This window comes from Pseudomonas sp. GW456-L12, from assembly GCF_059424045.1.
Genome location: NZ_JBWKZA010000037.1, coordinates 1 through 22,516 on the forward strand (window position 1 = coordinate 1; position 22,516 = coordinate 22,516).

23 protein-coding genes and 1 pseudogene are annotated in these 22,516 nt (G+C 63.5%); 7 read left to right on the top strand and 17 right to left on the bottom strand.

The window, feature by feature from the left end:
- Positions 1–52: 52 nt before the first annotated feature.
- The gene (locus AC07Y9_RS28400; protein WP_102680579.1) at positions 53–994 is read right to left on the bottom strand and encodes a LysR family transcriptional regulator; all 942 of its coding nucleotides are present in this window, start codon (positions 992–994) and stop codon (positions 53–55) included.
- 155 nt (positions 995–1,149) lie between these two features.
- On the opposite strand from AC07Y9_RS28400, the gene AC07Y9_RS28405 reads away from it, so the two are divergent.
- Positions 1,150–2,367: an MFS transporter gene (locus AC07Y9_RS28405; RefSeq protein ID WP_102680580.1), complete on the top strand. Its 1,218-nt coding sequence runs from the start codon at positions 1,150–1,152 to the stop codon at positions 2,365–2,367.
- 157 nt (positions 2,368–2,524) lie between these two features.
- Here the strand turns inward: AC07Y9_RS28405 and AC07Y9_RS28410 are convergent, their stop codons facing one another.
- The 8 genes from AC07Y9_RS28410 to AC07Y9_RS28445 all read right to left on the bottom strand — a co-directional run bounded on the left by AC07Y9_RS28410 (position 2,525) and on the right by AC07Y9_RS28445 (position 9,013).
- Positions 2,525–4,726 carry an OsmC domain/YcaO domain-containing protein gene (locus tag AC07Y9_RS28410; protein ID WP_102680581.1) on the bottom strand — a complete coding sequence of 734 codons (2,202 nt, stop codon included), beginning with the start codon at positions 4,724–4,726 and terminating at the stop codon, positions 2,525–2,527.
- 132 nt (positions 4,727–4,858) lie between these two features.
- A complete protein-coding gene (locus AC07Y9_RS28415; protein WP_102680582.1) occupies positions 4,859–5,476 on the bottom strand; it encodes a hypothetical protein in 618 nt (205 codons plus the stop codon).
- 57 nt (positions 5,477–5,533) lie between these two features.
- Entirely contained in the window at positions 5,534–5,794 is a 261-nt protein-coding gene (locus AC07Y9_RS28420) for a bacteriocin immunity protein (protein ID WP_102680621.1), read from the bottom strand.
- A gap of 30 nt (positions 5,795–5,824) precedes the next feature.
- The gene (locus tag AC07Y9_RS28425; RefSeq protein ID WP_102680583.1) at positions 5,825–6,082 is read right to left on the bottom strand and encodes a bacteriocin immunity protein; all 258 of its coding nucleotides are present in this window, start codon (positions 6,080–6,082) and stop codon (positions 5,825–5,827) included.
- Between the two features lie 184 nt (positions 6,083–6,266).
- Positions 6,267–6,506, bottom strand: a complete 240-nt coding sequence (locus AC07Y9_RS28430; RefSeq protein WP_053260569.1) for a pyocin S6 family toxin immunity protein — start codon at positions 6,504–6,506, stop codon at positions 6,267–6,269.
- On the bottom strand, positions 6,503–7,684 hold the full coding sequence (locus AC07Y9_RS28435; protein ID WP_102680584.1) for a colicin E3/pyocin S6 family cytotoxin: 1,182 nt from the start codon (positions 7,682–7,684) through the stop codon (positions 6,503–6,505). Before AC07Y9_RS28435 ends, AC07Y9_RS28430 begins: the two co-directional genes overlap by 4 nt.
- Positions 7,685–8,053: 369 nt before the next feature.
- Positions 8,054–8,548: a PaaI family thioesterase gene (locus AC07Y9_RS28440; RefSeq protein WP_087088205.1), complete on the bottom strand. Its 495-nt coding sequence runs from the start codon at positions 8,546–8,548 to the stop codon at positions 8,054–8,056.
- 36 nt (positions 8,549–8,584) lie between these two features.
- Positions 8,585–9,013, bottom strand: a complete 429-nt coding sequence (locus AC07Y9_RS28445) for a hypothetical protein (RefSeq protein WP_102680585.1) — start codon at positions 9,011–9,013, stop codon at positions 8,585–8,587.
- A 272-nt stretch (positions 9,014–9,285) separates the two neighbouring features.
- Here AC07Y9_RS28445 and AC07Y9_RS28450 point away from each other — a divergent pair, with 272 nt between their 5' ends.
- Positions 9,286–9,615 (top strand): hypothetical protein, encoded by a 330-nt coding sequence (locus AC07Y9_RS28450; protein WP_007924875.1) that lies wholly within the window; start codon positions 9,286–9,288, stop codon positions 9,613–9,615.
- A gap of 422 nt (positions 9,616–10,037) precedes the next feature.
- On the opposite strand, the gene AC07Y9_RS28455 is transcribed toward AC07Y9_RS28450, so the two are convergent.
- Positions 10,038–10,934: a DMT family transporter gene (locus AC07Y9_RS28455; RefSeq protein ID WP_102680586.1), complete on the bottom strand. Its 897-nt coding sequence runs from the start codon at positions 10,932–10,934 to the stop codon at positions 10,038–10,040.
- A 127-nt stretch (positions 10,935–11,061) separates the two neighbouring features.
- On the opposite strand from AC07Y9_RS28455, the gene AC07Y9_RS28460 reads away from it, so the two are divergent.
- The gene (locus AC07Y9_RS28460) at positions 11,062–12,396 is read left to right on the top strand and encodes an aminotransferase-like domain-containing protein (RefSeq protein WP_102680587.1); all 1,335 of its coding nucleotides are present in this window, start codon (positions 11,062–11,064) and stop codon (positions 12,394–12,396) included.
- A 37-nt stretch (positions 12,397–12,433) separates the two neighbouring features.
- On the opposite strand, the gene AC07Y9_RS28465 is transcribed toward AC07Y9_RS28460, so the two are convergent.
- The 3 genes and pseudogenes from AC07Y9_RS28465 to AC07Y9_RS28475 all read right to left on the bottom strand — a co-directional run bounded on the left by AC07Y9_RS28465 (position 12,434) and on the right by AC07Y9_RS28475 (position 15,998).
- On the bottom strand, positions 12,434–13,297 hold the full coding sequence (locus AC07Y9_RS28465) for a methyl-accepting chemotaxis protein (protein ID WP_371858238.1): 864 nt from the start codon (positions 13,295–13,297) through the stop codon (positions 12,434–12,436).
- A pseudogene (locus tag AC07Y9_RS28470) lies at positions 13,292–14,062 on the bottom strand (MCP four helix bundle domain-containing protein); the annotation flags it as partial. The gene AC07Y9_RS28465 and the pseudogene AC07Y9_RS28470, both read right to left, overlap by 6 nt.
- Before the next feature lie 490 nt (positions 14,063–14,552).
- A complete protein-coding gene (locus tag AC07Y9_RS28475; RefSeq protein ID WP_102680589.1) occupies positions 14,553–15,998 on the bottom strand; it encodes a SulP family inorganic anion transporter in 1,446 nt (481 codons plus the stop codon).
- 172 nt (positions 15,999–16,170) lie between these two features.
- Between AC07Y9_RS28475 and AC07Y9_RS28480 the strand changes: the two genes are divergently transcribed.
- The 4 genes from AC07Y9_RS28480 to AC07Y9_RS28495 all read left to right on the top strand — a co-directional run bounded on the left by AC07Y9_RS28480 (position 16,171) and on the right by AC07Y9_RS28495 (position 18,031).
- Positions 16,171–16,530, top strand: a complete 360-nt coding sequence (locus AC07Y9_RS28480; protein WP_087088195.1) for a hypothetical protein — start codon at positions 16,171–16,173, stop codon at positions 16,528–16,530.
- Positions 16,531–16,698: 168 nt separating this feature from the next.
- Positions 16,699–17,304, top strand: coding sequence for an SCO family protein (locus AC07Y9_RS28485; RefSeq protein WP_007924889.1), 606 nt, complete (start codon positions 16,699–16,701; stop codon positions 17,302–17,304).
- The gene (locus AC07Y9_RS28490) at positions 17,304–17,795 is read left to right on the top strand and encodes a copper chaperone PCu(A)C (RefSeq protein ID WP_007924890.1); all 492 of its coding nucleotides are present in this window, start codon (positions 17,304–17,306) and stop codon (positions 17,793–17,795) included. The genes AC07Y9_RS28485 and AC07Y9_RS28490 overlap by 1 nt, the downstream gene beginning before the upstream one ends.
- Before the next feature lie 41 nt (positions 17,796–17,836).
- Complete coding sequence (locus AC07Y9_RS28495; protein ID WP_007924891.1) at positions 17,837–18,031, top strand: DUF1289 domain-containing protein; 195 nt, start codon at positions 17,837–17,839, stop codon at positions 18,029–18,031.
- A gap of 31 nt (positions 18,032–18,062) precedes the next feature.
- On the opposite strand, the gene dsdC is transcribed toward AC07Y9_RS28495, so the two are convergent.
- The 4 genes from dsdC to AC07Y9_RS28515 all read right to left on the bottom strand — a co-directional run bounded on the left by dsdC (position 18,063) and on the right by AC07Y9_RS28515 (position 22,372).
- A complete protein-coding gene (gene dsdC, locus AC07Y9_RS28500; protein WP_102680590.1) occupies positions 18,063–19,010 on the bottom strand; it encodes a DNA-binding transcriptional regulator DsdC in 948 nt (315 codons plus the stop codon).
- A 24-nt stretch (positions 19,011–19,034) separates the two neighbouring features.
- Positions 19,035–20,387, bottom strand: coding sequence for a D-serine ammonia-lyase (gene dsdA, locus AC07Y9_RS28505; RefSeq protein WP_102680591.1), 1,353 nt, complete (start codon positions 20,385–20,387; stop codon positions 19,035–19,037).
- 24 nt (positions 20,388–20,411) lie between these two features.
- Positions 20,412–21,752, bottom strand: coding sequence for a GntT/GntP/DsdX family permease (locus tag AC07Y9_RS28510; protein ID WP_102680592.1), 1,341 nt, complete (start codon positions 21,750–21,752; stop codon positions 20,412–20,414).
- Between the two features lie 215 nt (positions 21,753–21,967).
- On the bottom strand, positions 21,968–22,372 hold the full coding sequence (locus AC07Y9_RS28515) for a RidA family protein (protein WP_102680593.1): 405 nt from the start codon (positions 22,370–22,372) through the stop codon (positions 21,968–21,970).
- Positions 22,373–22,516: the final 144 nt, after the last annotated feature.

A 22,516-nucleotide genomic window follows, 5' to 3' on the forward strand; every position in this document is an offset into this window, starting at 1 on the left:
GGGCAGGGTGGGGGCTATCGGTCGGCGGCTGGCGCTGGCCGATCCTTGTCTGTCAGCGGGCAGGGCTGGCGGCCAGGTCGCCGTCATCTATCGGCGTCAGCCCTGTGACCAGGGCCTCCAGCAGGACCCTGACCTTGGGCAGCGTTTCACGACTTTTGACCCAGGCCAGGTTGATCGGCATTCCCTCGCTTGCCCGATGGGCAAGCACCTCCACCAAGGCCCCTTCGTCCAGCTGCCGCTGGACGAGCCAGGACGGCAACTGCGTGATACCGCAACCGGCCATGGCCGCCATCACGATGCCTTCGCCATTGCCCACCACAAGCTGGGCGGCGACCTGCCGGCGCGTCGTTACGCCCTGGTCGTCGGCGAAATTCCAGGGATTGATCCGGCCATCCACCCAGCCATAGGCGATGCACTGATGCTGTTGCAGATCGCTTTCGGTCAGCGGGACGCCCTGCCTGGCCAGGTAGGCGGGGGAGGCACAGAAGATGTGTCGTTCGCGGGCCAGGCAACGCTGCCCCAGCGTATCGGGCCAGGCATCCGCGCCGCCAATACGCACAACGATGTCCACGCCTTCCTTGAACGGGTCGACGAAACCGTCGGAGAAGGAAATATGCGGCGTCAGCGCTGGATGATCCTGGGCAAGGCGCAGCAGGATCGGCAGCACCTGGGCGCGGCCAAAAGCCCCTGGCAGGTCGATGCGAACACTGCCGCGGGCCTCGTTGGCTTCGGCCTTGAGTGCAAACTCGGCGTCTTCCAGGTCGGACAGCACACCGGTGCAGGTGCGATAGAAGGTCATTCCTGCGTCGGTCAGCGCCACGCGTCGCGTGGTCCGATGCAGCAGGCGAGTGCCCAGCCGGCCCTCCAGGCGCGCGATGCTTTTACTGACGGCGGAGCCTGTCAGGTGCATTTTCTCGGCGGCGGCCGTGAAGCTGCCAGACTCGGCCACGCAGACAAATACATCGATGCCCTTCAAGCGTTCGGAGGAAAACATAGACATTCCTTATTCATGAATCTGGCTCCATGCACCCGGTAAAAACCATCAGCAATGAGAACTGGGTTCAGCAGTATGCTTGATCCGCGCCGGCTTTCCTGCGATTGCCACAGCGCGAACCCGACAAAAATAATGGCGATAACGATGAGGCAAGGATGCTGGCCACGCTAAGAAACTATCCGACCACGGTAAACCTGCTGCTTTCAGCGTCCCTGATCCTGACCCTCGCTCGCGCGATCACCCTGCCTTATCTGGTCATTTATTTATCGGGTCACTTCCACTTGAGCATCGCCGATGTCGGCCTGGTCATCGGCAGCACGCTGATCATTGGCTCGCTGTTGAGCCTGTATGGCGGGTTCCTGGTGGACCGGATGTCCAGCTACAGGCTGATCCTGGTCTGCAGTGGCGTGTTCACCGCGGGTTTCCTCGGGACCTTTGTCGCGCGCGATCTCTGGCTGTTCTACCTGTGCCTGGTGTCGATCAACCTGGCCTACGCGGTCATCGATATCGCCGTGAAATCGGGCTTTGGCAGCCTGCTCCCCGTCGCTGGCCGGGGCGAAGTGTTTTCGATCAAATACACGCTGACCAATATCGGTTATGCCGTCGGCCCCTTTCTCGGCGCAGGGCTGGCCGGGCTGGATATCAGCCTGCCTTTTCTGTTGTCCGCGGGGCTGGGCGCAGGGTTCTTTTTTGTCTACTTCGTGTGGGGCGACAGGGGCTTGGCGGGCGTTGAACCAAGCCAGCCCCGCGCGCCATTCCTGGCCGTGGGCAAGCTGTTGCTGAGCGATCGCCGGCTGGTGTGCTTTACCCTGGGCGGGCTGCTCAGCGCCGTGGTCTTCGGCCAGTTCAGTGCCTACCTCTCGCAGTACCTGGTGGTGACCACCACAGCCGAAACCGCCTACCGGATTATCAGCAGCATCGTGGCCACCAATGCGCTGACGGTGATCAGCCTGCAATACCTCATCGGCAGGAAAATCTCCCAGCAACACTTGAGCCTGTGGCTCGCGGGCGGGCTGGTTATGTTTGTCCTGGGGCTGGCGGGCTTCGCGCTGTCGACCACCCTGGTGTTCTGGGTCGGCGCCATGGTCATTTTCACGCTCGGCGAGATTATCGTGTTTCCCGCCGAATACATGTTCATCGACAACATCGCCCCCAGCCATTTGCGGGGCATGTATTACGGGGCGCAGAACCTGAGCAACCTGGGCGCGGCATTGGGGCCGGTATTGTGCGGGGCGGTCTTGGCGGTGCAGCCGCCCCAATACATCTTCTACATGCTGATGCTGTTTATCGTCGCGGGCGGGATGCTGTACTTCCTCGGGGCTGCCATTGCCGGCAATACGGCGCCGGGGGAGGAAGGTGTCGCCGGGGGCTAGCAGGGAAGGGGTTGGAAGGTCGCTGAGAAGTAGCTGGTTCGAGCCGGCAGCGGCGTGGGTCCGGCGGGTTGGCCCGCTGATCGCCCGGGCCATTTCCTATGCCTGTGGGGCCAGCGCCTGTCGATTCAACGGCGGGCGCTGTTCCCCGGCCTGGCCATCAGCTGGACAGCGCTGTCACCCTGGCCCGCGCCGCGTGCAGCTTCTTGTAGCTGTCGATCAGGCGCAGGTGGCGGTCGATCCCTTCCAGCTTCATGCTGGTCGGCGTCAAGCCATAGAAGCGCACATCGCCATTCACCGAGCCAATCACCGCATCCATCCGCTCGTTGCCGAACATGCGACGGAAATTGGCTTCGTAATCCGCCAGGTCCAGATCTTCGTCGAGCTCCATCTCCAGCACCGCATTCATCGCCTGGTAAAACAGGCCACGCTCGGCGGTGTTGTCGTTGTACTGCAGGAACATCTCCACGCATTCCTTGGCTTCTTCATATTGCTGCAAGGCCAGGAAGATCAGCAGCTTCAACTCCAGGATGGTCAGTTGACCCCAGGCGGTGTTGTCGTCGAACTCGATGCCGATCAGGGTGGTGATATCGGTGTAGTCGTCCAGTTCGCTTTCTATCAGGCGCTCGAGCAACGCCTGCAATTCTTCCTCGTCGAGGCTATGCAGGTTGAGGATGTCGGAGCGGAAGAACAGTGCCTTGTTGGTGTTGTCCCAGATCAGGTCTTCCACCGGGTAGATTTCCGAGTAGTCCGGCACCAGGATGCGGCAGGCGGTGGCGCCCAGGTGCTCGTACACGGCCATGTAGGACTCCTTGCCCATGCCTTCGAGAATGCCGAACAAGGTCGCGGCTTCCTGGGTATTAGAGTCTTCACCCTGGCCGGAGAAGTCCCACTCGACGAACTCGTAATCCGACTGGGCGCTGAAGAAGCGCCACGACACCACGCCGCTGGAGTCGATGAAGTGCTCGACGAAGTTGTTCGGCTCGGTGACCGCCTGACCTTCGAACGTCGGCGGCGGCAGATCGTTCAAGCCCTCGAAACTGCGGCCTTGCAGAAGCTCGGTGAGGCTGCGCTCCAGTGCCACTTCCAGGCTTGGGTGCGCGCCGAACGAGGCAAATACGCCACCGGTACGCGGGTTCATCAGAGTCACGCACATCACCGGGAACTCACCGCCCAGCGACGCATCCTTGACCAGCACCGGAAAGCCCTGGGCTTCCAGGCCCTGGATGCCGGCGAGAATCCCCGGGTATTTGGCCAAGACTTCTGCCGGTACATCCGGCAGGGCGAATTCGCCTTCGATGATTTCGCGTTTGACGGCGCGTTCGAAGATCTCCGACAGGCACTGCACCTGGGCTTCAGCCAGGGTGTTGCCGGCGCTCATGCCGTTACTGAGGTAGAGGTTTTCGATCAGGTTCGACGGGAAGTACACCACTTCGCCATCCGACTGGCGCACGAACGGCAGCGAAACAATGCCGCGCTCTTCATTGCCGGAGTTGGTGTCGAACAGGTGCGAACCGCGCAGCTCGCCTTCGCGGTTGTAGACCTTCAGGCAGTACGCATCGAGGATTTCGCTCGGCAGCTCGTCGTTGGGGCCTGGCTGGAACCAGCGCTCGTCCGGGTAATGCACGAACGGCGCGTTGGCGATCTCCTCGCCCCAGAACTGATCGTTGTAGAAGAAGTTGCAGTTCAGGCGCTCGATGAACTCGCCCAGGGCCGAGGCCAGGGCGCCTTCCTTGGTCGCGCCCTTGCCGTTGGTGAAGCACATCGGCGACTGCGCGTCGCGGATATGCAGCGACCACACGTTGGGCACGATATTGCGCCACGAAGCGATCTCGATCTTCATGCCCAGGCCCGCCAGGATGCCGGACATGTTGGCGATGGTCTGTTCCAGCGGCAGGTCCTTGCCGGCGATGTAGGTGGTGTGCGCCTCGGCGCTCGGCATCAACAGGGCCTGGGCATCGGCGTCGAGGTTTTCCACCTCCTCGATCACAAACTCAGGCCCGGCCTGTACCACTTTCTTGACGGTGCAACGGTCGATGGAGCGCAGGATGCCCTGGCGGTCCTTGTCGGAGATATCCGCCGGCAACTCGACCTGGATCTTGAAGATCTGGTTGTAGCGGTTTTCCGGATCGACAATGTTGTTTTGCGACAGGCGAATGTTATCGGTGGGGATATTGCGAGTGTCGCAGTACAACTTCACGAAGTACGCCGCGCACAACGCCGATGACGCCAGGAAATAGTCGAACGGACCCGGTGCCGAGCCATCGCCCTTGTAGCGGATGGGTTGATCGGCCACCACCGTGAAGTCATCGAACTTGGCTTCAAGTCGGAGGTTGTCGAGAAAGTTGACCTTGATTTCCATGGGGCACACCGAATAACGAGCAAAACGAAATGGCGGCCATTATCCGGTTTTTCAGCGCGAAGTCTTGCGCTTTTCGGCAAGCGGGCCAGGTGGTTGGGGGGAGGAGGTCGCGGCCTGCGGCATCAGCTCCTCTCACTCATCACTGATTGACATCAGGCTGGCAGCCCACGCTTGGCTGGCAGTGTAGCGAGCGAAATAGGCCCGCTTCTCGGTCTCGCCCAAACCGGTAAAAAACGGCAGGAAGTACTGGTCGTTGTAGTAACCCTGGGCACCTTGCAACTGCGTTCCCCACCATGCAGGGTTGTAACCCTCGAAGGCCATCCAGGGCGGCGGAACGGCGAAACGCTGGCGCTGAATGGCTTCGAGAAAGTCAGTGCTGTTGGTTACCAGGCGCACCGTGACGGCATTGAATTCCCGGGTGGATGTAAAGCAAATCAGGCGCTGGTGGTTTTGGGCGTTTTCATACTGCCTGACGGGAAGGTCGTTGAAGCTGCGTTCGTGGGTCAGGGTGAAGCTGGATTCGATAAGTGCCTGGAAGGCATGCCTGTCGCTCCCATCGATCAGCAAGGCCCAGTAATAAGCCGGCACGCCTGTGTCTTCCAAAGAAACCGCGCGAAGTGGAAGGGACAGGGCGGGAGTGTGTGGCAGAGGTTCGGTGAAAACCGCTTGGAGTTCTGACCGGGAGTAGCCAGCAATTTGCTCTTTGGGCGCGCGGTCAAAAAGACCTGCGATACGGTTGAAAAAACTCATATCGTCCTTGATTCAGCTTCGGTGGGTTCATTGGAATGGCACCTCAAGGCCATTGATTTAGGGTTCCTTGAAACCCGGCAAGCCATTGGCCTTACGCCAGTCTTGGACTGTTTTCAAAATTCCCTTTGGCGAATCGTCTTCACCATCCTCGAGATAATAAATCCAGTCAGATGCAGCGGGATTGCCGGTCATTTCAATAAAGTGCTCTAGCAACTGATCCTGATATTTCTCGGTGCCCACCGCATTGCATATTTCGTCGAGCAGTTTAAGAAAATCGCTTTCGGTGTACTCAGGTAGAGAGCCCGGGAGCTTGGTCATCTCAGTCGTAAATCTCATCACTAAACGCCATCACGACTTGAATTCTGGCAAGCCATTAGTCTTGCGCCACTCTTTAACGGTGTTGGTCATACCTTCTGGGGTGCATTGCGCTTCATCCTCCGGCCAGTAGATCAGGTCGGAGCCGTCTGGATGCTCGGTAAGCCGTCTGAACTCGTCCAGAAGGTCATCCAGCACTTCATCGGAAGTGCCGTTCCCATTTGCGGTGAATATTTCCTGCATGAAGCGAATGAACTCAGCTTCTGTGTAGTCGGGAATGCTTTTCTCCATGATGGTTACCGGGGGTTGGCTATGTGTTTTTTTGGGGATTTGTAAATCATCTATTTCATGAGCCGTGCCGCCTTACTGGCTCTGAGTGGTCACGCTTCTTTGAGTACAAACTCAAGGCCAATATCCAGAATGGACATGGTTTTTCCTTCATGGGGGGCGTGCCAGGCCGACCATATAGAGTCGGTCAGCAATGGCAGCTGATGTACAGCTCCAGATCTTTGGGGAGTGGGATGGCTGTAAGGCGTTCTATGGCGCTGGCTTGCTCTCGGGTGAGGAGGTAGCTATGTACGGCGTCTGCTTCGCTCTGCCAACCCATAATCGGCATCAGCATTTCTGTAGTGAGAGTCGGTAGTTTTGTCTCGAATACAGCGTCGTCACTATTTGTAGGTGCGCCGTGTATCTCGAATTTCAGGTTGTACTTCATGGCTCAATCACTCTGGTTTTATCCGCTGGTTTGGTTTGCTGGCCGGTTATTGGGTCGAACTCGCCTAAGTGTTTGCCGCGTTTGTTGTACTTCTCCAGCCTGCCGTGTTGGGAGTCCCATTCGTAGATCGTACCGTCTTTGTCTTTCCATCGATCACGCAAGCCGCCACCTTTTTTGGGGGTTTTAGGCTTTGACCATTTGAGGCCAGGGAAAGCGGGGAGATTTTGGGGTTTGGGATGATAGTTCTGGCCTCTGGGCAGATTTAACACGATATAGAGCGGCCGAACCCCAGACCCCGGCGGGAACACCAGGATGAAGTCCTTGTACTCCGGCGGGTAGATCGGGTTGACGATGAGGGTGTCCGCCTGTTCGGTGGGCGGAAAGATCCAGATGTGCGGCGCTTGGGGCGCGGCCTCCAGCGGGGGGATGCCGGAGGTGCTGGACGGGTCCACCGCGGGTGTCCAGATCAGGGTGACGCCGTCGCCGAAGTCGGCCACCTGTTGCTGGCCTTTGGCAGCAAAGCGCACCACCGGGACCATTTCCCAGCCACGCTGCTTTTGCGTGTTGTAGCCATAGCCCTTGAGCGTGTCGTCGGGCCGTTGTTCGATATGCAGGCGCACGCGGGTGCGGCCTTCTTTCAGCGCGTCGAGTTGCTCTGGCGTGTACAAGGCGCTGTCGCCCAGGCTCGACGGCCAGAGCATGGCCACCAGGCCTGCCAAGGCACCGGTGACGACCCCGCCGCTGGCCACGCCGGCTCCGGCGGACGCCACGGCCTCGCCGCCCAGCGCCAGGTTGCCCAGGGCGGCGGGAAGGGCGCCGCTGATTTTCTTGAGCGGGATATTCCCCGTCGCGTCGGTTCCACGACCACCCAGCAAGACAAGCTCGCCATAGTCCTTGATGGCGTCGGTGGGAATCGCCCCGGATGGGCTGAGGTAGTCCATGACCCCGTCGGGCAGATTGCAGGATTTGGTGAATGTGCAGCCGGCCATCGCCTGTTGCTTGCGGGGTGGGCTGGCGAGGCTGTCTGCGTAGGCTTGTTGGCGAACCAGCATCCGTTCATAGGCGTTTTGCCTGGCCTCTTGTTCCGCCCGTTCGCTGGGGGTCATGTCTCGGTAGCTGACATGGTGCCCGTCGCCGGAAGGGGGATTCTTGATCGGGGGAAGTCTGTTGCGCGCCATCGAGGGTTCTGCCTGTCCATCCAGTGCGGTTTTCCAGCCGGCGGCGGGATGGCATCAACCCTATTGGCTATGGACAGGTATTACTGCGGGAGGAGTCTGAAAGGTTTGAAGGGCAAATCTTTACTTTTACGGGCTGACAAGCAGGACGATTCTGGCTAATGCCGATCCGTTAAGGACGAGAGTGGGGGGCTGGTGTAGGAGCGAGCTTGCTCGCGATGGACTTGAGAGCGCCGCGTTCATCCACTCGACACGCGTTATCGTTAACCGCCATCGCGAGCAAGAACTAAGCGTCCCCCTTGTAAGCTGGTTTTACCTGCTTCGGATCGTGGTTCCCAAAGGTTTCAAGATCGTGAGCGAGCCTGGGCCGGCTCAGGCTTCCCGGCCGTGGGCCGCCGCGGCCAACTGCTCGGTATCGACCCGCACGAAGATCGAGTCGCCAATCGCCGTCAGCACATCGCCGGCGTAGACCTCGCAGATCACCCGGCTCTTGCGCCCGACTTCGCCTTCGACCCTGGCGCGCAAGGTCAGGGGCACGCCCATCGGTGTGGGCTTGATGAATTTGATGCCGAGGTTGCCGGTCACGCAGTTGATCCGTGGCTGGCTGTCCAGGGCGCGTTTTTCGCCGCGGTAGTGGTAGGCCATGGCAGTCCAGTTCGAGTGGCAGTCCACCAGCATGGCGATCAGGCCGCCGTACACCAGCTCGGGCCAGCCGCAGTATTGGCTGTCCGGCAGGTGCTCGGCCATCACATGCACCCCATCCTCATGCCAGTGGCTCTTGATGTGCAGGCCATGGGGGTTGCGGCTGCCGCAGCCAAAACAAACGCCGTCCGGCGCGGTGCTGTCTTGCAGGGAGAGTGGGTGCATGTGTCTTACCTTTCTTGTTGTTGGAGAAGGAAAACCTCAGGCCGCCTGTGCCTGTATCTGCAGGTCGCCGTCGATGTCCTTGACCAGCCCGCTGGCCAGCAGCAGGGGCAGCAGGCGCTGGTGCAATTGCGGCTCGACGAATTCCTTGACGGTGTCCAGCGCCAGGTTGCCGCTGGTTTCCAGCTCGGCCTTGGTGTAGGACAGCCAAGCCTTCTTCAGCACCAGCAGTACGTCGCTGCCGGCGGTGGTGGCGAAGCGGCGGTGGGTGACTTTACCGTCGAAGTCGAAGCTGTGCTGGTAGGCATAACCGCTCTCGACGCCCGCGCTGGCGACACAACGACCGCAGGTGCATTTGCCGTCGCCGAAGGCCGTGCGCAGATAGGTGTTGAAGTCCACCACGGGCTTGAGCCCCAGGCGCTTGTCGACTTCGAACAGATCCCCGGTCAGTTTTTCTTCAGTGCTCAACGTCCATTTCCTCAAGTCATGCGGCGTGTTTTCACAGGGCCGCACGATACCAGCCAGACGCTTGCAGGGGTAATTTTCTGCCCGGAGGGGGCGAGAAACCCTGCGCCAGGAACCTGGACCGGCGGCTGTTGCCGAGCCTGGCGCCCGTAGTGAACAAGTGGCCAGTAAAAGAGAGGCACATTGCCTGCTCCGATAAGGCTCGATGCTGGCCCCGCGCTCACTCAATCACCGCCAAAATCACTTTAATTTCAGGTGGTTAGGTAGATCGAAAAATGCGCAATGTGTGGATGACGCTGACCTCGTTCGCCTTGGTCAGCGTGGCTGTCGCGGCCGAGGGCAAGGAGTTGCCGGCCAATGACCGGTATGTGTGCAGTTGGGGCGCGGGGACGGCGGCGCGGGCGCAGGAGCTGAAACTGTCGGGCGTTTCGCTGTATGCCGCGCGGCAGAAGCTGCAGACCTACAAGTTCAGCAAGGGCTGGATGCGCATGCTGGCCCTGGGCATTACCGAACAGACCTACGACAGCCCCTCGCGGGCCAAGCCGGCGACGGTGCGGCAGAGTTTTTACGACGATTGCGTGCGCTACAAGCTGGCGCGCAAATAACCGGGGAAGGCACGCGCAATTGCCGGTTGCCCGGGCTGCCATGCTGGCGTGGGCGCCGGCGATCCTGGGTCGAGGCATGTCGGCTTTGCCTCATGTACCCGGACCTTTGGTCCATGGGCCGACAGAGTCCGCCGCCATCTGATCCGTATTTTTCTTCGTCACCTGCGTCTGTATCGGGATCAGATCTGGCCTGACAATAACGCACCCCTCAGGCGCACCGGCCCGCCGGCTGGAGCCTGAGGCTGCGTTCTGCTTTTCGCGTTGGCGAAAACCTATTGTTCAGGAGGCCTTTATGGCGAAGATGGCGATTTTCTTGTTTGGATTCTTGGCGCTGACCATCGCGATCGGTCTGCTGGCGACCATCTCCCCGGTCTGAGGGGAAACCTCAGGCCAGCCCCGTCTCGCCGAGGCGGGCCGAACCGCTATTTGGAAAACTTCCTCGCCCCGGCCACGCACAAAATCACCGCCACGGTCACTCCCAGCATGCCCAGGCTGACCTGTTCATGCAGCAGGGTGGCCGCCAGGGCCAGGCCAAAGAACGGTTGCAGCAACTGCAACTGGCCGACGGCGGCGATCCCTCCCTGGGCCAGCCCGCGATACCAGAAGACAAAGCCGATCAGCATGCTGAACAACGCGACGTACCCCAGGCTCAGCCAGGCGGGCAGGGTGATGCCGCTAAACGAAGGCGGGGCACGCAACAGGCTCAGCACGGCCATGACCGGCAGCGCCAGCACCAAAGCCCAGGAGATCACCTGCCAGCCGCCCAGGGTGCGGGAGAGCTTGGCACCTTCCGCGTAACCCAGGCCGCAGACCAGGATCGCCAATAGCATGAGGATGTCTCCGGCCGGCGCGGCGCTCAGCCCCTGGGACAGGGCAAACCCCACCACCAGCAGGCTGCCCAGCACCGAGAACAGCCAGAACACCGGCCGCGGCCGCTCGCCGCCGCGCAGCACGCCGAACACCGCGGTGGCCAGCGGCAGCAAGCCCAGGAAGACGATGGAGTGGGCCGAGGTCACGTACTGCAGCGCTAACGCGGTCAGCAGGGGAAAGCCCACCACCACGCCCAGGGCGACTATCGCCAAGGGCCACAGCTGGTTTCTGTTCGGGCGTTTTTCCTTGAACAGCAGCAACAGGCACAAGGCCAGGACCCCGGCGATGCTGGCGCGGGCCACGGTCAGGAATAGCGGGTCGAATTCCAGCACGGCGACCCGGGTGGCCGGCAGTGAGCCGCTGAAAATCAGCACGCCGATAAAACCGTTGAGCCAGCCGCTCGCGGCCTTTTGCGTGATGGGGTGTGGCAGGGGGGATGTCCGTTCCATTCAGGGGCTCAGCTCTGTTCAAGGGTAAGCGCCGCGCTGCAGGGCGAGATTGCGCCTGGGCTGCTCAGGCCCCATCCTAGGAGCGCTAAGCAATACAATCAAAATATTGTCATGGATACATTCCGCTATGGCCCGTGCCCGCTACAAACAACTGGTCGATGCTTTTGCCGCCGATATCCGTGGCGGCGCACTGCCGCCCGGTGCCCGCCTGCCGACTCACCGCGAGCTGGCCGCCAGGGAAGGGCTGGCCCTGGTGACCGCTTCGCGGGTGTATGCCGAGCTGGAGGCCATGGGCCTGATCAGTGGCGAAACCGGGCGCGGCACCTTTGTCCGCGAGACCGCGTTGCCGCCGGGCCAGGGTATCGACCAGCAGGCCACGGCGGCGGGCACTCTGGACCTGAATTTCAACTATCCGGCGTTGCCCGGTCAGGCCGAAGTGTTGCGCGGCGGCCTGCGCCAACTGGCGGCCGCCGGTGACCTGGAGGCGCTGCTGCGCTACCAGCCCCACAGTGGCCGTAGCCACGAGCGGGCCGCGGTGGCGCGGTATCTGGTTTCTTGCGGGTTGCGGGTAGACGCCGAGCAGGTGTCGATCGTCAGTGGCGCCCAGCATGGCCTGGCGACCACGGTGATGGCGCTGCTCAAGCCCGGCGATGTGGTCGCCACCGATGCCTTGACCTACCCGGGGTTCAAGGTGGTGGCCGACGCCCACGGCGTGGAGCTGGTGTCGATTGCCCTGACCGAGCACGGCCCCGACCTGGCGGCCTTCGAGCAGCTGTGTCGCAGCCGACGGGTGCGGGCGGTGTACGCCATGCCGACCCTGCACAATCCCATGGGCTGGGTGCTGGACCTGGCCTGGCGCGAACATTTGGTACGGATCGCCCGGCAGCATCGGTTGCTGATTATCGAGGACGCCGCCTATGCCTTTCTCGCCGAGGATCCGCCCGCGCCGCTGGCGGCCCTGGCGCCGGAATTGACGGTGTATGTGTCGGGGTTTTCCAAGAATGTCGCCACCGGACTGCGGGTCGGTTTTGTCGTCGCGCCGCCGGCCTGGGTGCCGCTGATCGAACGGGTGATCCGCGCGACCACCTGGAACACCCCCGGGGTGATGACGGCGCTGGTCTGCAACTGGATCGACGACGGCACCGTGGCGCGCCTGGAAACCGAGAAACGCCAGGATGCGCAAGCCCGGCAGGCACTGGCCCGGGAGGTGCTGGCCGGCCTGGCGTACATCGGGCATCCGGCGTCCTATTTTCTCTGGCTGCCGCTGCCCGAGGAGGTCCGTGCCGATCAGGTGGCCATGGCCTTGCTGCGGGAGAATGTCTCGGTGTCCATCGCCGAGCCCTTTGTCAGCGCCGCGCCGGTGCCCCACGCGATCCGTCTGGCCCTGGGCTCGGTCGATATGGATCAGCTGCGGGTGGCGCTGGAAAGGGTGCGCAAGGTGATTGCTCAATACGCCTACTGAAGGCCCCGCGCGGCAAGGCGCGGGAGCCCGTTGGCCGTCAGACCTTGAACTGGGTTACCAGGCCGTTGAGTTCCACCGCCAGGCGCGACAGGTCCTGGCTGGCGGCGTTGCTCTGGTTGGCCCCGGCCGAGGTCTGGGTCGCCAGGTCGCGGATATTCACCAGGTTGCGATCGACCTCGCGGGCGACCTGGGCCTGCTCTTCGCTGGCGCTGGCGATCACCATGTTGCGTTCGTTGATCGAGGTGATGGCCTGGGTGATCTGGTCCAGGGCCAGGCCCGAAGCGCGGGCGGCTTCCAGGGTCAAGTGGGCGCGTTCGTTGCTGTGGCGCATGGCGCTGACCGCGCCTTCGGTGCCTTCTTCGATGGTGTTGATCATGCTTTCGATTTCCTGGGTCGACTGCTGGGTGCGATGGGCGAGGGCCCGCACCTCATCGGCGACCACGGCGAAACCGCGTCCGGCATCGCCGGCCCGGGCGGCCTCGATGGCCGCGTTGAGGGCCAGCAGGTTGGTCTGCTCGGCGATCGAGCGGATCACCTCCAGGACCTGGCCGATATTGCGCACATCCACCGCCAGGTGCTCGACCTGCCCGCAGGTGCGGGTCACTTCGTCGGCCAGGTCGCCGATGGAGTCGACGGTGTGCTGCACCTGCTGCCGGCCGTGGTGGGCGGTGGCGTCGGTTTCCCGGGATGCTTCGGAGGTGCTGACGGCGTTGCGCGCCACTTCTTCCACCGCCGCGGTCATTTCGTTGACCGCGGTGGCGGCCTGTTCCAGCTCGTTGCTCTGCTGGTGCAGGGTCTTGCTGGAATCCTCGGTCACCGCATGCAGTTCCTCGGCGGCCGACGCCAGCTGACTGGAGGAATCGGCGATCTTCTGCAGGGTGCTGCGCAGGCTGTTCTGCATGCGTTGCAGGGCGTGCAGCAGGCGCGCCGGTTCGTCGTTGCCGGTCACGCTGATGGCATGGCACAGGTCGCCGCTGGCGATGGTTTCGGCGACTGCCACGGCCTGGCTCAGCGGCCGCACGATGCTGCGGGTGAGCACGATGGCCAGGCCGACGGTCAGCACCAGCACGATGGCCAGGATCGCCAACACCAGCCCGACCGCGCTCTGGAACACTTCGTTGCTGCGCGTGGCGGCCACTTCGCCGCCGTGGGTATTCACCTCGACCACGCTCAGCAGTTCCTTGAGCATGGCGTCGGCATTGGTCAGGAACGGCCCGCCGTCGACGATCGCGATCGCCTCGTCCTTGCGCCCCTGGCGCGCCAGGTCGAGGACGCGCTGCTGGTCCTTGAGGTACAGCGCCCTGACCCCCAGGTAGCGCGCGTATGCAGCCTTTTCCTCGGGGGCGATACTGAGTTTTTCGTAGGCCAGTTGCTGGGCCGACAGTTGCTCGTCGAGTTGCTTGACCCGGTCCAGCAGGGCCTCGACTTCGGTTCTGTCGCGTACGACCAGCAGGCGCAGGGTCAGGGTACGGATCTGGGTACTGGTCAGGGCCACGGCATTGGCCGCGACGATCGAGGGCAGCCAGTTCCTGTCGACCTCGAGCGACTGCTCGTTCATGCGCCGCATTTCCAGCAGGGAGAACGCCCCGAGCGCAACCGCGAGCAACGCGATCAGGGCAAAACTGAGGCCTGCACGGCGGGAAATGTTCATCGATCGTAAAAGCATGACTGTGTTCCTTGTGGCGGCAAAAGGCACAACCTGCGCGGCATCCGGCAGGTTCGCAGCAAAGCGGCGCGCGCTCGGAAAGGCTCCGGGGCGTCGTCGGTTCTTGCAGGCAAGACAGGCGGGAGGCGCATCGTGGCGCCTTCTTTTATGAGGTCTTCCGGGGTGGATGGGATCGCGCGGACCCTGGCCGGAGAGGGGGTGATGATATCACAATGATATTTCTTTCTGCCGGGGCGGCCTGGACCTGACCGATGAAAAGGCGAGAAGCAGGGCTAATGCCGATCAGTTAAGTGAAGATGAACCACTGTAGGAGCGAGCTTGCTCGCGATGGACTCAAGAGCACCGCAGCGCATCAGATGCCCCGCGTTGTCCTTGATATCCATCGCGAGCAAGCTCGCTCCTACAATTTAAGAGGCAGGGCTCGCCTTTTGGTTTTTCGTGGGTTTTCAGGATGCCGTCGGAGCTGGTCGACCGCTCCTTGGGCCCGATTTCAGCCGTGCTGGATGCCCGCACGCTTGAGCAACTGCTTGCAGCGCTCGGACAGGTGGGTCACCCGCAGGTGCTTGCCGGCCTTGCCGTAGCGTTCGCGCAGGGTTTTCAGGGCGGCGATGGCCGAGTAGTCGACGAAGCTCAGGTGGCGGCAGTCGAGGGTCACCAGGGTCGGGTCGCCCGCCGGGTCGAAGTGGTTGAGGAAGGAGGTGGTCGAGGCAAAGAACAGGGTGCCGTGGACCCGGTACAGCTTGCTGCCGTCGGCTTCCTCGTGGCTGTCGGCGTACAGCTCGCGCGAATGCTGCCAGGCGAAGTTGAGGGCGGCGATGACGATGCCGCACAGCACCGCGATGGCGAGGTCGGTGAACACGGTGATGATGGTCACCGCGACTATCACCAGCATGTCGTTCAACGGCACTTTGTGCAGCACCCGCAGCGAGCCCCAGGCGAAGGTCTGCTGGGCCACCACGAACATCACCCCCACCAGCGCCGCCAGCGGAATGCGCTCGATCAGGGGCGAGAGAAACAGCACGAACAGCAGGATCATCGTCCCGGCGACCACCCCGGACAGCCGGCCACGGCCGCCGGAGCTGAGGTTGATCACGGTCTGGCCGATCATCGCGCAACCGCCCATGCCGCCGAACAGGCCGGAGGCGATATTGGCCGCGCCCAGAGCCACGCACTCGCGATCGGGGAAGCTGCGGCTCTCGGTGATTTCGTCGGTGAGGTTGAGGGTCAGCAGGGTTTCCAGCAGGCCGACCATGGCCATCAGGAACGCGTAGGGGGCAATGATGCCCAGGGTCTCCAGGTTCCACGCAATGTCCGGCAGCACCAGGCGCGGCAGGCCGCCGGCGATATGGGCCATGTCGCCCAGGGTGCGGGTCGGCAGGCCCAGCAGGTAGACCAGCAGGCCGACCCCGAGGATCGCCACCAGCGCCGGCGGCACCGCGCGGCTCAAGCGTGGCAGCAGATGGACGATGGCCATGGTCAGCGCCACCAGCCCGAGCATCAGCCACAGGGGCGTGCCGCCGAGCCAGCGTTCATCGGCCTTGAAGTGTTCCAGCTGGGCCAGGGCAATGATGATCGCCAGGCCGTTGACGAAGCCGAGCATCACCGGATACGGCACGATCCGCACCAGCTTGCCCAGGCGCAGCAGGCCGAAGGCGATCATGACCAGCCCTCCCAGCAGCACCGTGGCCAGCAGGTACTGCACGCCGTGCTGCACCACCAGCGCGACGATCACCACCGCCATCGACCCGGCGGCGCCGGAAATCATCCCCGGGCGGCCGCCGAACAGCGCGGTCAGGGTGCAGATGATAAAGGCCCCGTACAGGCCCATCAGCGGGTTGAGGTGGGCGACCAGGGCGAAGGCGATGCACTCGGGCACCAGGGCGAAAGAGGTGGTGAGTCCGGCCAGGACGTCGGCGCGAAGGCGAGCGGGTTTCATGGTTTACCTGAGAGGGTGGCCAGGGGCGGCCGGGGTTGCGGGGGATTATCGAAAGGCGGCGAATGTTACGGAATTACAGCCGCGCCAGCCAGCCATGGGGCTTGTATCGATGGGCGCTCGCGGCAAGACTGCACGGTTCCGGCGCTTAATACCGGGCAGTCAAGGAGCCACCATGCCATCAAACAAACGCGAGCAGGCGCGTCTCGAACGCCGCCTGGTCGCCAGCCTCACCGACGCCTGCGAAACCGCCAAGGCGGAAATTGTCGGTTTCTCCTGGCTGACCCATGTGGTCGATTACGCGGCGTTTCCCGCCAGCCTGAGGGTGGTATGGGTATTCGACACCCAGGCCAGCAAGGCCCTGGCCCTGGCCTGCGGGCAGGGCGAGCGCATGCTCGAACTGACAGCCATGGCCCTGCATGACGCCGGCGTGGAGTTGCAGGCGCTGGCGGCCCATGTGCGGTACGACAGCGAAGAACAATGCCAGCGCATCAACGGCGGCAACTGGCAACAACGCCTGGCGCGGCTGGGCTGAGCGCCGCTGGCAAGCGCGGCTAAACGCCGCACCCGACCAAGGTCGCACACAACCTGTCATCCATTTGGCAGGAAGCGGGGCGCCTCGTTTTGCTACCATGCGTGGCTTTTACGGATGGGCCGCCTGGCGGCTCGTCTGGACTTTCGGCTCCTCAAAGGGCGGTAACGAATGAGTGTTTTGTTGAGTCGCCGCGAGGTGATTGCAGGTATGGGGGTGTTGGGTCTCGGTCTTCTGGCCGGCTGCGATACCCGGGGCCAGCTGTCGTACAAATATGGCAAGGACCTGAGCGACAAGATCATGGGTCGTACCTTCAAGCTGAAGGACACCGAGGGCAACGTCAGGACGCTCTCAAGCTATAGCGGCCTGATGCCGATGGTGTTCTTCGGTTTCACCCAGTGCCCGGCCATCTGCCCCACGACGCTGGCGCGCGCGGCCCAGGCCAAGAAACTGATGGGCCGCGACGGCGACCGCCTGCAGGTGATCTTCATCACCCTGGACCCCGAGCGGGATACCCCGGAGGTCCTCGACGCCTACGTCAAGGCCTTCGACCCGTCGTTCGTCGCGCTGTATGGCACGCTGGAGCAGACCGCGGCCACGGCCAAGGAATTCGACGTGTTCTACGAGAAGATCCCCAGCGGTTCGACCTACACCCTGTCCCACACCGCCACCAGTTTTGTCTACGACTCCCGGGGCACGTTGCGCCTTGGCTTGTCCCAATCGCTTACCGCGCAAGAGTGCGCGGAAGATCTACTGACCGTCATGGAGGTCTGCTGATGTACCCGGCCCTGAATAAAACCGCTATCGCCCAACGCGCCAAGCGCATCCTGATCGGCTTGTCCCTGCTGGGCCTGGCGGGCCAGGCCGCGGCCCAGACCCAGGTTGACGACGCCTGGGTACGCGCCACCGTCGCCGGGCAACAGGCGACCGGGGCCTTCATGACCCTGACCGCCAGCGACGACAGCAAGCTGCTCAGCGTCGAGTCGCCAGTGGCCAAGATCGTGCAGATTCACCAGTCGAGCATGCACAACGATGTGATGAGCATGCGCCCGGCGGACTTCGTCGCGTTGCCGGCCGGCAAGGCCGTGGCCCTGGACCCCCACGGTTATCACGTGATGCTGATCGACCTGGTCGCCCAGGTGAAGGAAGGCGACAAGGTGCCGCTGACCCTGGTGGTGGAAAATGCCAAGGGCGAGAAAGAGTCGATCAAGGTCGAGGCCCAGGCCCGCGCCCTGAATATGCCCGACCACAGCAAGATGCAGCATTGATGGTTGGCGGCACCTGCGACGACCGGCAGCCAGGCTGAAGCATGGCCAAGGAAATCGACAACCCCTGCATCGCCGTTTGTCAGTTGAGCGGCGACCTGTGCCTGAGTTGCGGGCGCAGCAAGGACGACATCCGCCAATGGAAGCGCATGAAGCGCCCGGAAAAGATGGCGGCGGTGCAGCGGGCGAGCCAGCGCTTGAAGGCGCTGCGCAAGAAGGGCGGCGGCGCCAGCCGCTGACCTCCCCCCAGCCGGCCTCCAGCGCCGGCCTTCAGATTCCCGGCGTCTGCGCCGCACACTCCCGTAACCAGGCGATACAGGCCGAGACCCGTCGCGGCAGGGTCTCCAGGGCCGGGTGGACGATGTAGTAATCGTATTCGCCGCTGCGGGTAAACCCCGTGAACGGCAGCACCAGCCGGCCTTGCCCGATCGCCTCGCTGACCAGATGCTCGCGCCCGATCGCCACGCCGGCATGGTGGATGGCGGCGGTGACGCAAAGGTCCGAGCGATCGAAAGTCACCCCGCGTTTCGGCATGGCCACGCCACTGCCGTGCTGGCGAATCCACAGCGCCCATTCGGAATCGAACGTGGCGTGGTCCCAGGCCAGTGAGTCATGCAGCAGGGTGCAGTGCTGCAGTTGCTCGACCGCGCCGGTCAATCCATGGCGTTCGGCGTATTGCGGGCTGCACACCGGCGCGACCCGTTCCTGCATCAGCTTGTGCGCCACCAGCCCATGGAACTCGCCATTGCCGTAGTACAGCGCCAGGTCGATCTGCCGGGTGCGGAAGTCGATGCGGTCGTTGCCTACGCGCAGGTCGAGCCTGACCCCGGGAAAGCGCTGACCGAACTCGGCCAGGCGCGGCACCAGCCAGGAATGGGCGATGGACGGGTGGGCGTACAGGGTCAGCGGCCCGGCCAGGTCGGCGTCGACCGGCTGGGCCAGGACTTCGGACAGCTCGCCCAGGGTCTGCTGGAGGATCGCGAAAATCCGTTCGCCGGCCTCGGTCAGCTCCACCCGCCGGGTCAGCCGGCGGAACAGCTGGATCGACAGCTCCGCCTCCAGCCGGGCGATGCGATGGCTGACCGCGCTGGCGCTCAGGCACAACTCATCGGCGGCCTTGCTGAAACTCAGGTGGCGGGCCGCGGCCTGGAAGGTGAACAGGTTCGAGAACTGGCTGCTGTTGAGCTTGGCATCCAGTCGGGGCGGTAGGTTGTACAAGCCGGTGCTTCTCCTGTCGGTCGGTTATGAGCCTTGCAGCACCCGGGCGCCTTGCGCCAGGTAGGCCTGCATCTCGGTGTCCGGGACCATGCTGCCGCCCGTGGCCCAGACCAGGTGGGTGGCCCGGGCGTAAGCCGGTGCGCTCAGGCCGCTGCGCTGCAGGTACTGATCACGTTGTGCCTGCACCCGGGCGATGCCTGGGACACCAGCCACCGCCGAAGGCTCCAGGTGCAGCTGTTGGTGCTTGGCCATCAGCCAGACCAGGGCATGCAGTTCGTCATCGCTGACGGTGTAGTAACCCTCGATCAACCGCTGCATGGCGCGGCCGACAAAACCCGAGGCGCGGCCGACGGCCAGGCCGTCGGCGGCGGTGAGGTTGTCGATGCCGAAGTCCTGCACCGACACCTCGTCATGCAGCCCGGTGTGCACCCCAAGCAGCATGCACGGCGAATGGGTGGGCTCGGCAAATATACAGTGAACGGCGTCGCCGAACGCCAGCTTCAAGCCGAACGCCACGCCGCCGGGGCCGCCGCCGACGCCGCAGGGCAGGTAGACGAACAGCGGGTGCTCGGCATCGACCCGGACCCCGGCCTGTTGCAGTTGTCGGCTCAGGCGCTCGGCGGCTACGGCGTAGCCGAGGAACAGGTCGGTGGAGTTTTCGTCATCGACGAAGTGGCAGGCCGGATCGGCGCTGGCCTGCTGGCGCCCCTGGGCCACGGCGATGCTGTAGTCGCTTTCGTACTCCATGACGTTCACGCCATGGGCGCGCAGCTTGTCCTTCTTCCATTGGCGGGCGTCGGCGGACATGTGCACCGTGACCTGGAAGCCTAGCCGGGCGCCCATCAGGCCGATGGACAGGCCCAGGTTACCGGTGGAGCCGACGGCGATCCGGTAGTGGCTGAAGAACGCCCGGGCCTCGGGCGAGTCGAGCACGCTGTAGTCCTGGTCCGGGTGCAGCAGGCCGGCCTCCAGGGCCAGGCGTTCGGCGTGCTTGAGCACCTCGTAGATACCGCCGCGGGCCTTGATCGACCCGGAGATCGGCAGGTGGCTGTCCTGTTTGATCCACAGCGCGCCGGGCAGGGCTTGCCCATAGCGGCTGGCCAGCACCGCCTGCAAGGCCGGCAGCGGCTGGATCGGCGATTCGAGAATGCCGTGGCTGGCCAAGGTCTCGGGAAAAGCCACGCGAAAATACGCGGCGAAACGCGCAAGGCGGGCGCTGGCGTCGGCCACGTCGGCGGCGCTTAGCGCAAGATCGCTGAGGCCATCGGCCAGGGGCGCGCGGGTGGCGGTGAACCAGGTGGTTTCGCGCAACGCCATCAGCTCTTCGAGTAGCGGGAAGCGACGGGTCCAGGTAGCGAGTGGCTGGCCTGCGATCATGGGGAAGTCTCCTGTGGCAAAGGTTTAAACGAAATGAGAGAGGGCCAGGGTCAGCAGCAGGGCGACCGCCGAGGCCAGGACCGTGGCGCTGGTGAAGGTCTTGAGGGCATCGGTCAGCGACACCCCGAGGTATTCCTTGACCACCCAGAAGGCTGAGTCGGTGACGTGGGTCCAGCCGATGGCCCCGGCGCCGATGGCGACCACGATGATCTCCTTGCTGTAGCCGGAGTCGACGCCCAGGGTGGGCAGCACGATGGCGGCGGCGCTCATCATGGCCACGGTCGCCGAGCCCACCGCGAAGTGCATCAGGCCCGCCACCAGCCAGGCCAGCACCACGGGGTTGATGTCCAGCCGGGTCAGGGAGTCGGCCAGCACCTTGCCCACGCCGCTGTCGATCAGGATGCCGTTGAAGGCGCCGCCGGCACCGATGATCAGCAGGATGCTGGCCAGCGGCGGCAGGCTTTTCTGGGTGTGCCCCAGCAGGTCTTGCATGCCCAGGCCACGGCGCAGGCCCAGGGACCAGTAGGCGAAGACCACGGCGATCAGCAGCGCCACCAGCGGGTTGCCGAAGAACGACAGTAGCCCGGATAGCGTCGAGCCGGCGGGCAGGGCGCTGGCGAAGGTCTTGCCGATCATCAGCAGCAGCGGCAGCAGGATGGTCAGCAACGTCAGCCAGAAGCCCGGCAACACTCGTTCGCCACGGGCCTCGCAGCGCTCCTCGAGGAAGGCCGCCTGCCAGGGTTCGGCTCGGCTGCGCGCCACCAGGCGGATCCACAGCGGCCCGGCGACGATGGCGGTGGGCAGGCCGACGAGCAGGCCGTAGAGGATCACCTTGCCGACGTCAGCCCCCAGCAAGTGGGTAATGGCCATGGCCGCGGGGTGCGGCGGCAGCATGCAGTGCACGCACATCAGCGACACCGCCAGCGGCACGCCGAGGTGCAGCAGGTTGAGGCGGGTGGCCTTGGCCACCACGTACACCAGCGGAATCAGCAGGATGTAGCCGACCTCGAAGAACACCGGGATGCCGGCGATGAACCCCACCAGCATCATCACCCAGGAGGCGCGCCGCTCGCCCAGGGTGTCGAGCAAGGTCCGGGCGATGCGTTCGGCGCCCCCCGATTCCTCGAGCATCTTGCCGAGGATACTGCCCAGCCCGATGATCGCGGCGAGAAACCCCAGGGTATCGCCCAGGCCCTTCTGGAACGATTCGAGCATGGCATTCAAGGGCATCCCCGAGCCCATCCCGACCAGGCCGCAGGCGGCGATCAGCGCCAGAAAGGCATGCACCCTGAACCTGACAATCAGCACCACGATCATCACGATCGCGGCTAACAACACCCACAGCAACGCGCCATTGCTTTGCATCGGCCAACCCTCTTATTGATTTTGTGACGGGGTCCGTCAAAGGACTTCGCGGGGCGAGAGTTAACGCTTGGCCGCGCGGGGCTGACAAAAGATCATTGCTCAGCAGATGGGTGATGCTGGGTCAGGCGTGGGAATGGGTTTGGGAATGGGAGCCGCGAGGCCGGTCCGGCCGTGGAATCCCGGGCCACGGGCGTGACCCGGTCGAGGGGTGTGAGTCAGCCGGCGGTGCTTTCCGGCAGCTTGGCGATGACCTTGATCTCGAAGTCGAAGCCATAGAGCCAGGTCACGCCCACGGCGGTCAGCGTCGGGTGCGGCGCCTGGCCCCAGAACTCCGGCACCACCTTCCAGATGGCTTCGAATTTGTCCTCGGGATCGACGATAAACACCGTGACATCGATCACATCCTCGAAGGAGCTGCCGGCGGCCGCCAGGATGGCGTTGAGGTTGGTGAACGCGAGGCGGACCTGGGCCTCAAGGTCCGGCTCGGGCGAGCCGTCGGCGGTGCTGCCGACCTGCCCCGAGACGAACAGAAAGCCATTGGAGCGGATCGCCGGCGAGTAGCGGTTGCGCTGGTAAAGCGCCTGGCGTCCGGGCGGAAAAACCACGTCGCGCTGAGTCATGTGTTGCCTCCATCTATAAGGGTCGAAGCCGACCTGGAATGAACGATGAAGCTGACTCTAGGCACTTGCGCCGGGCCGATAAACCAGCAACCGTAGCCATCACTGTTTGTGGAATCCAAACAATCCAATGGTTAGCCGGGGTGG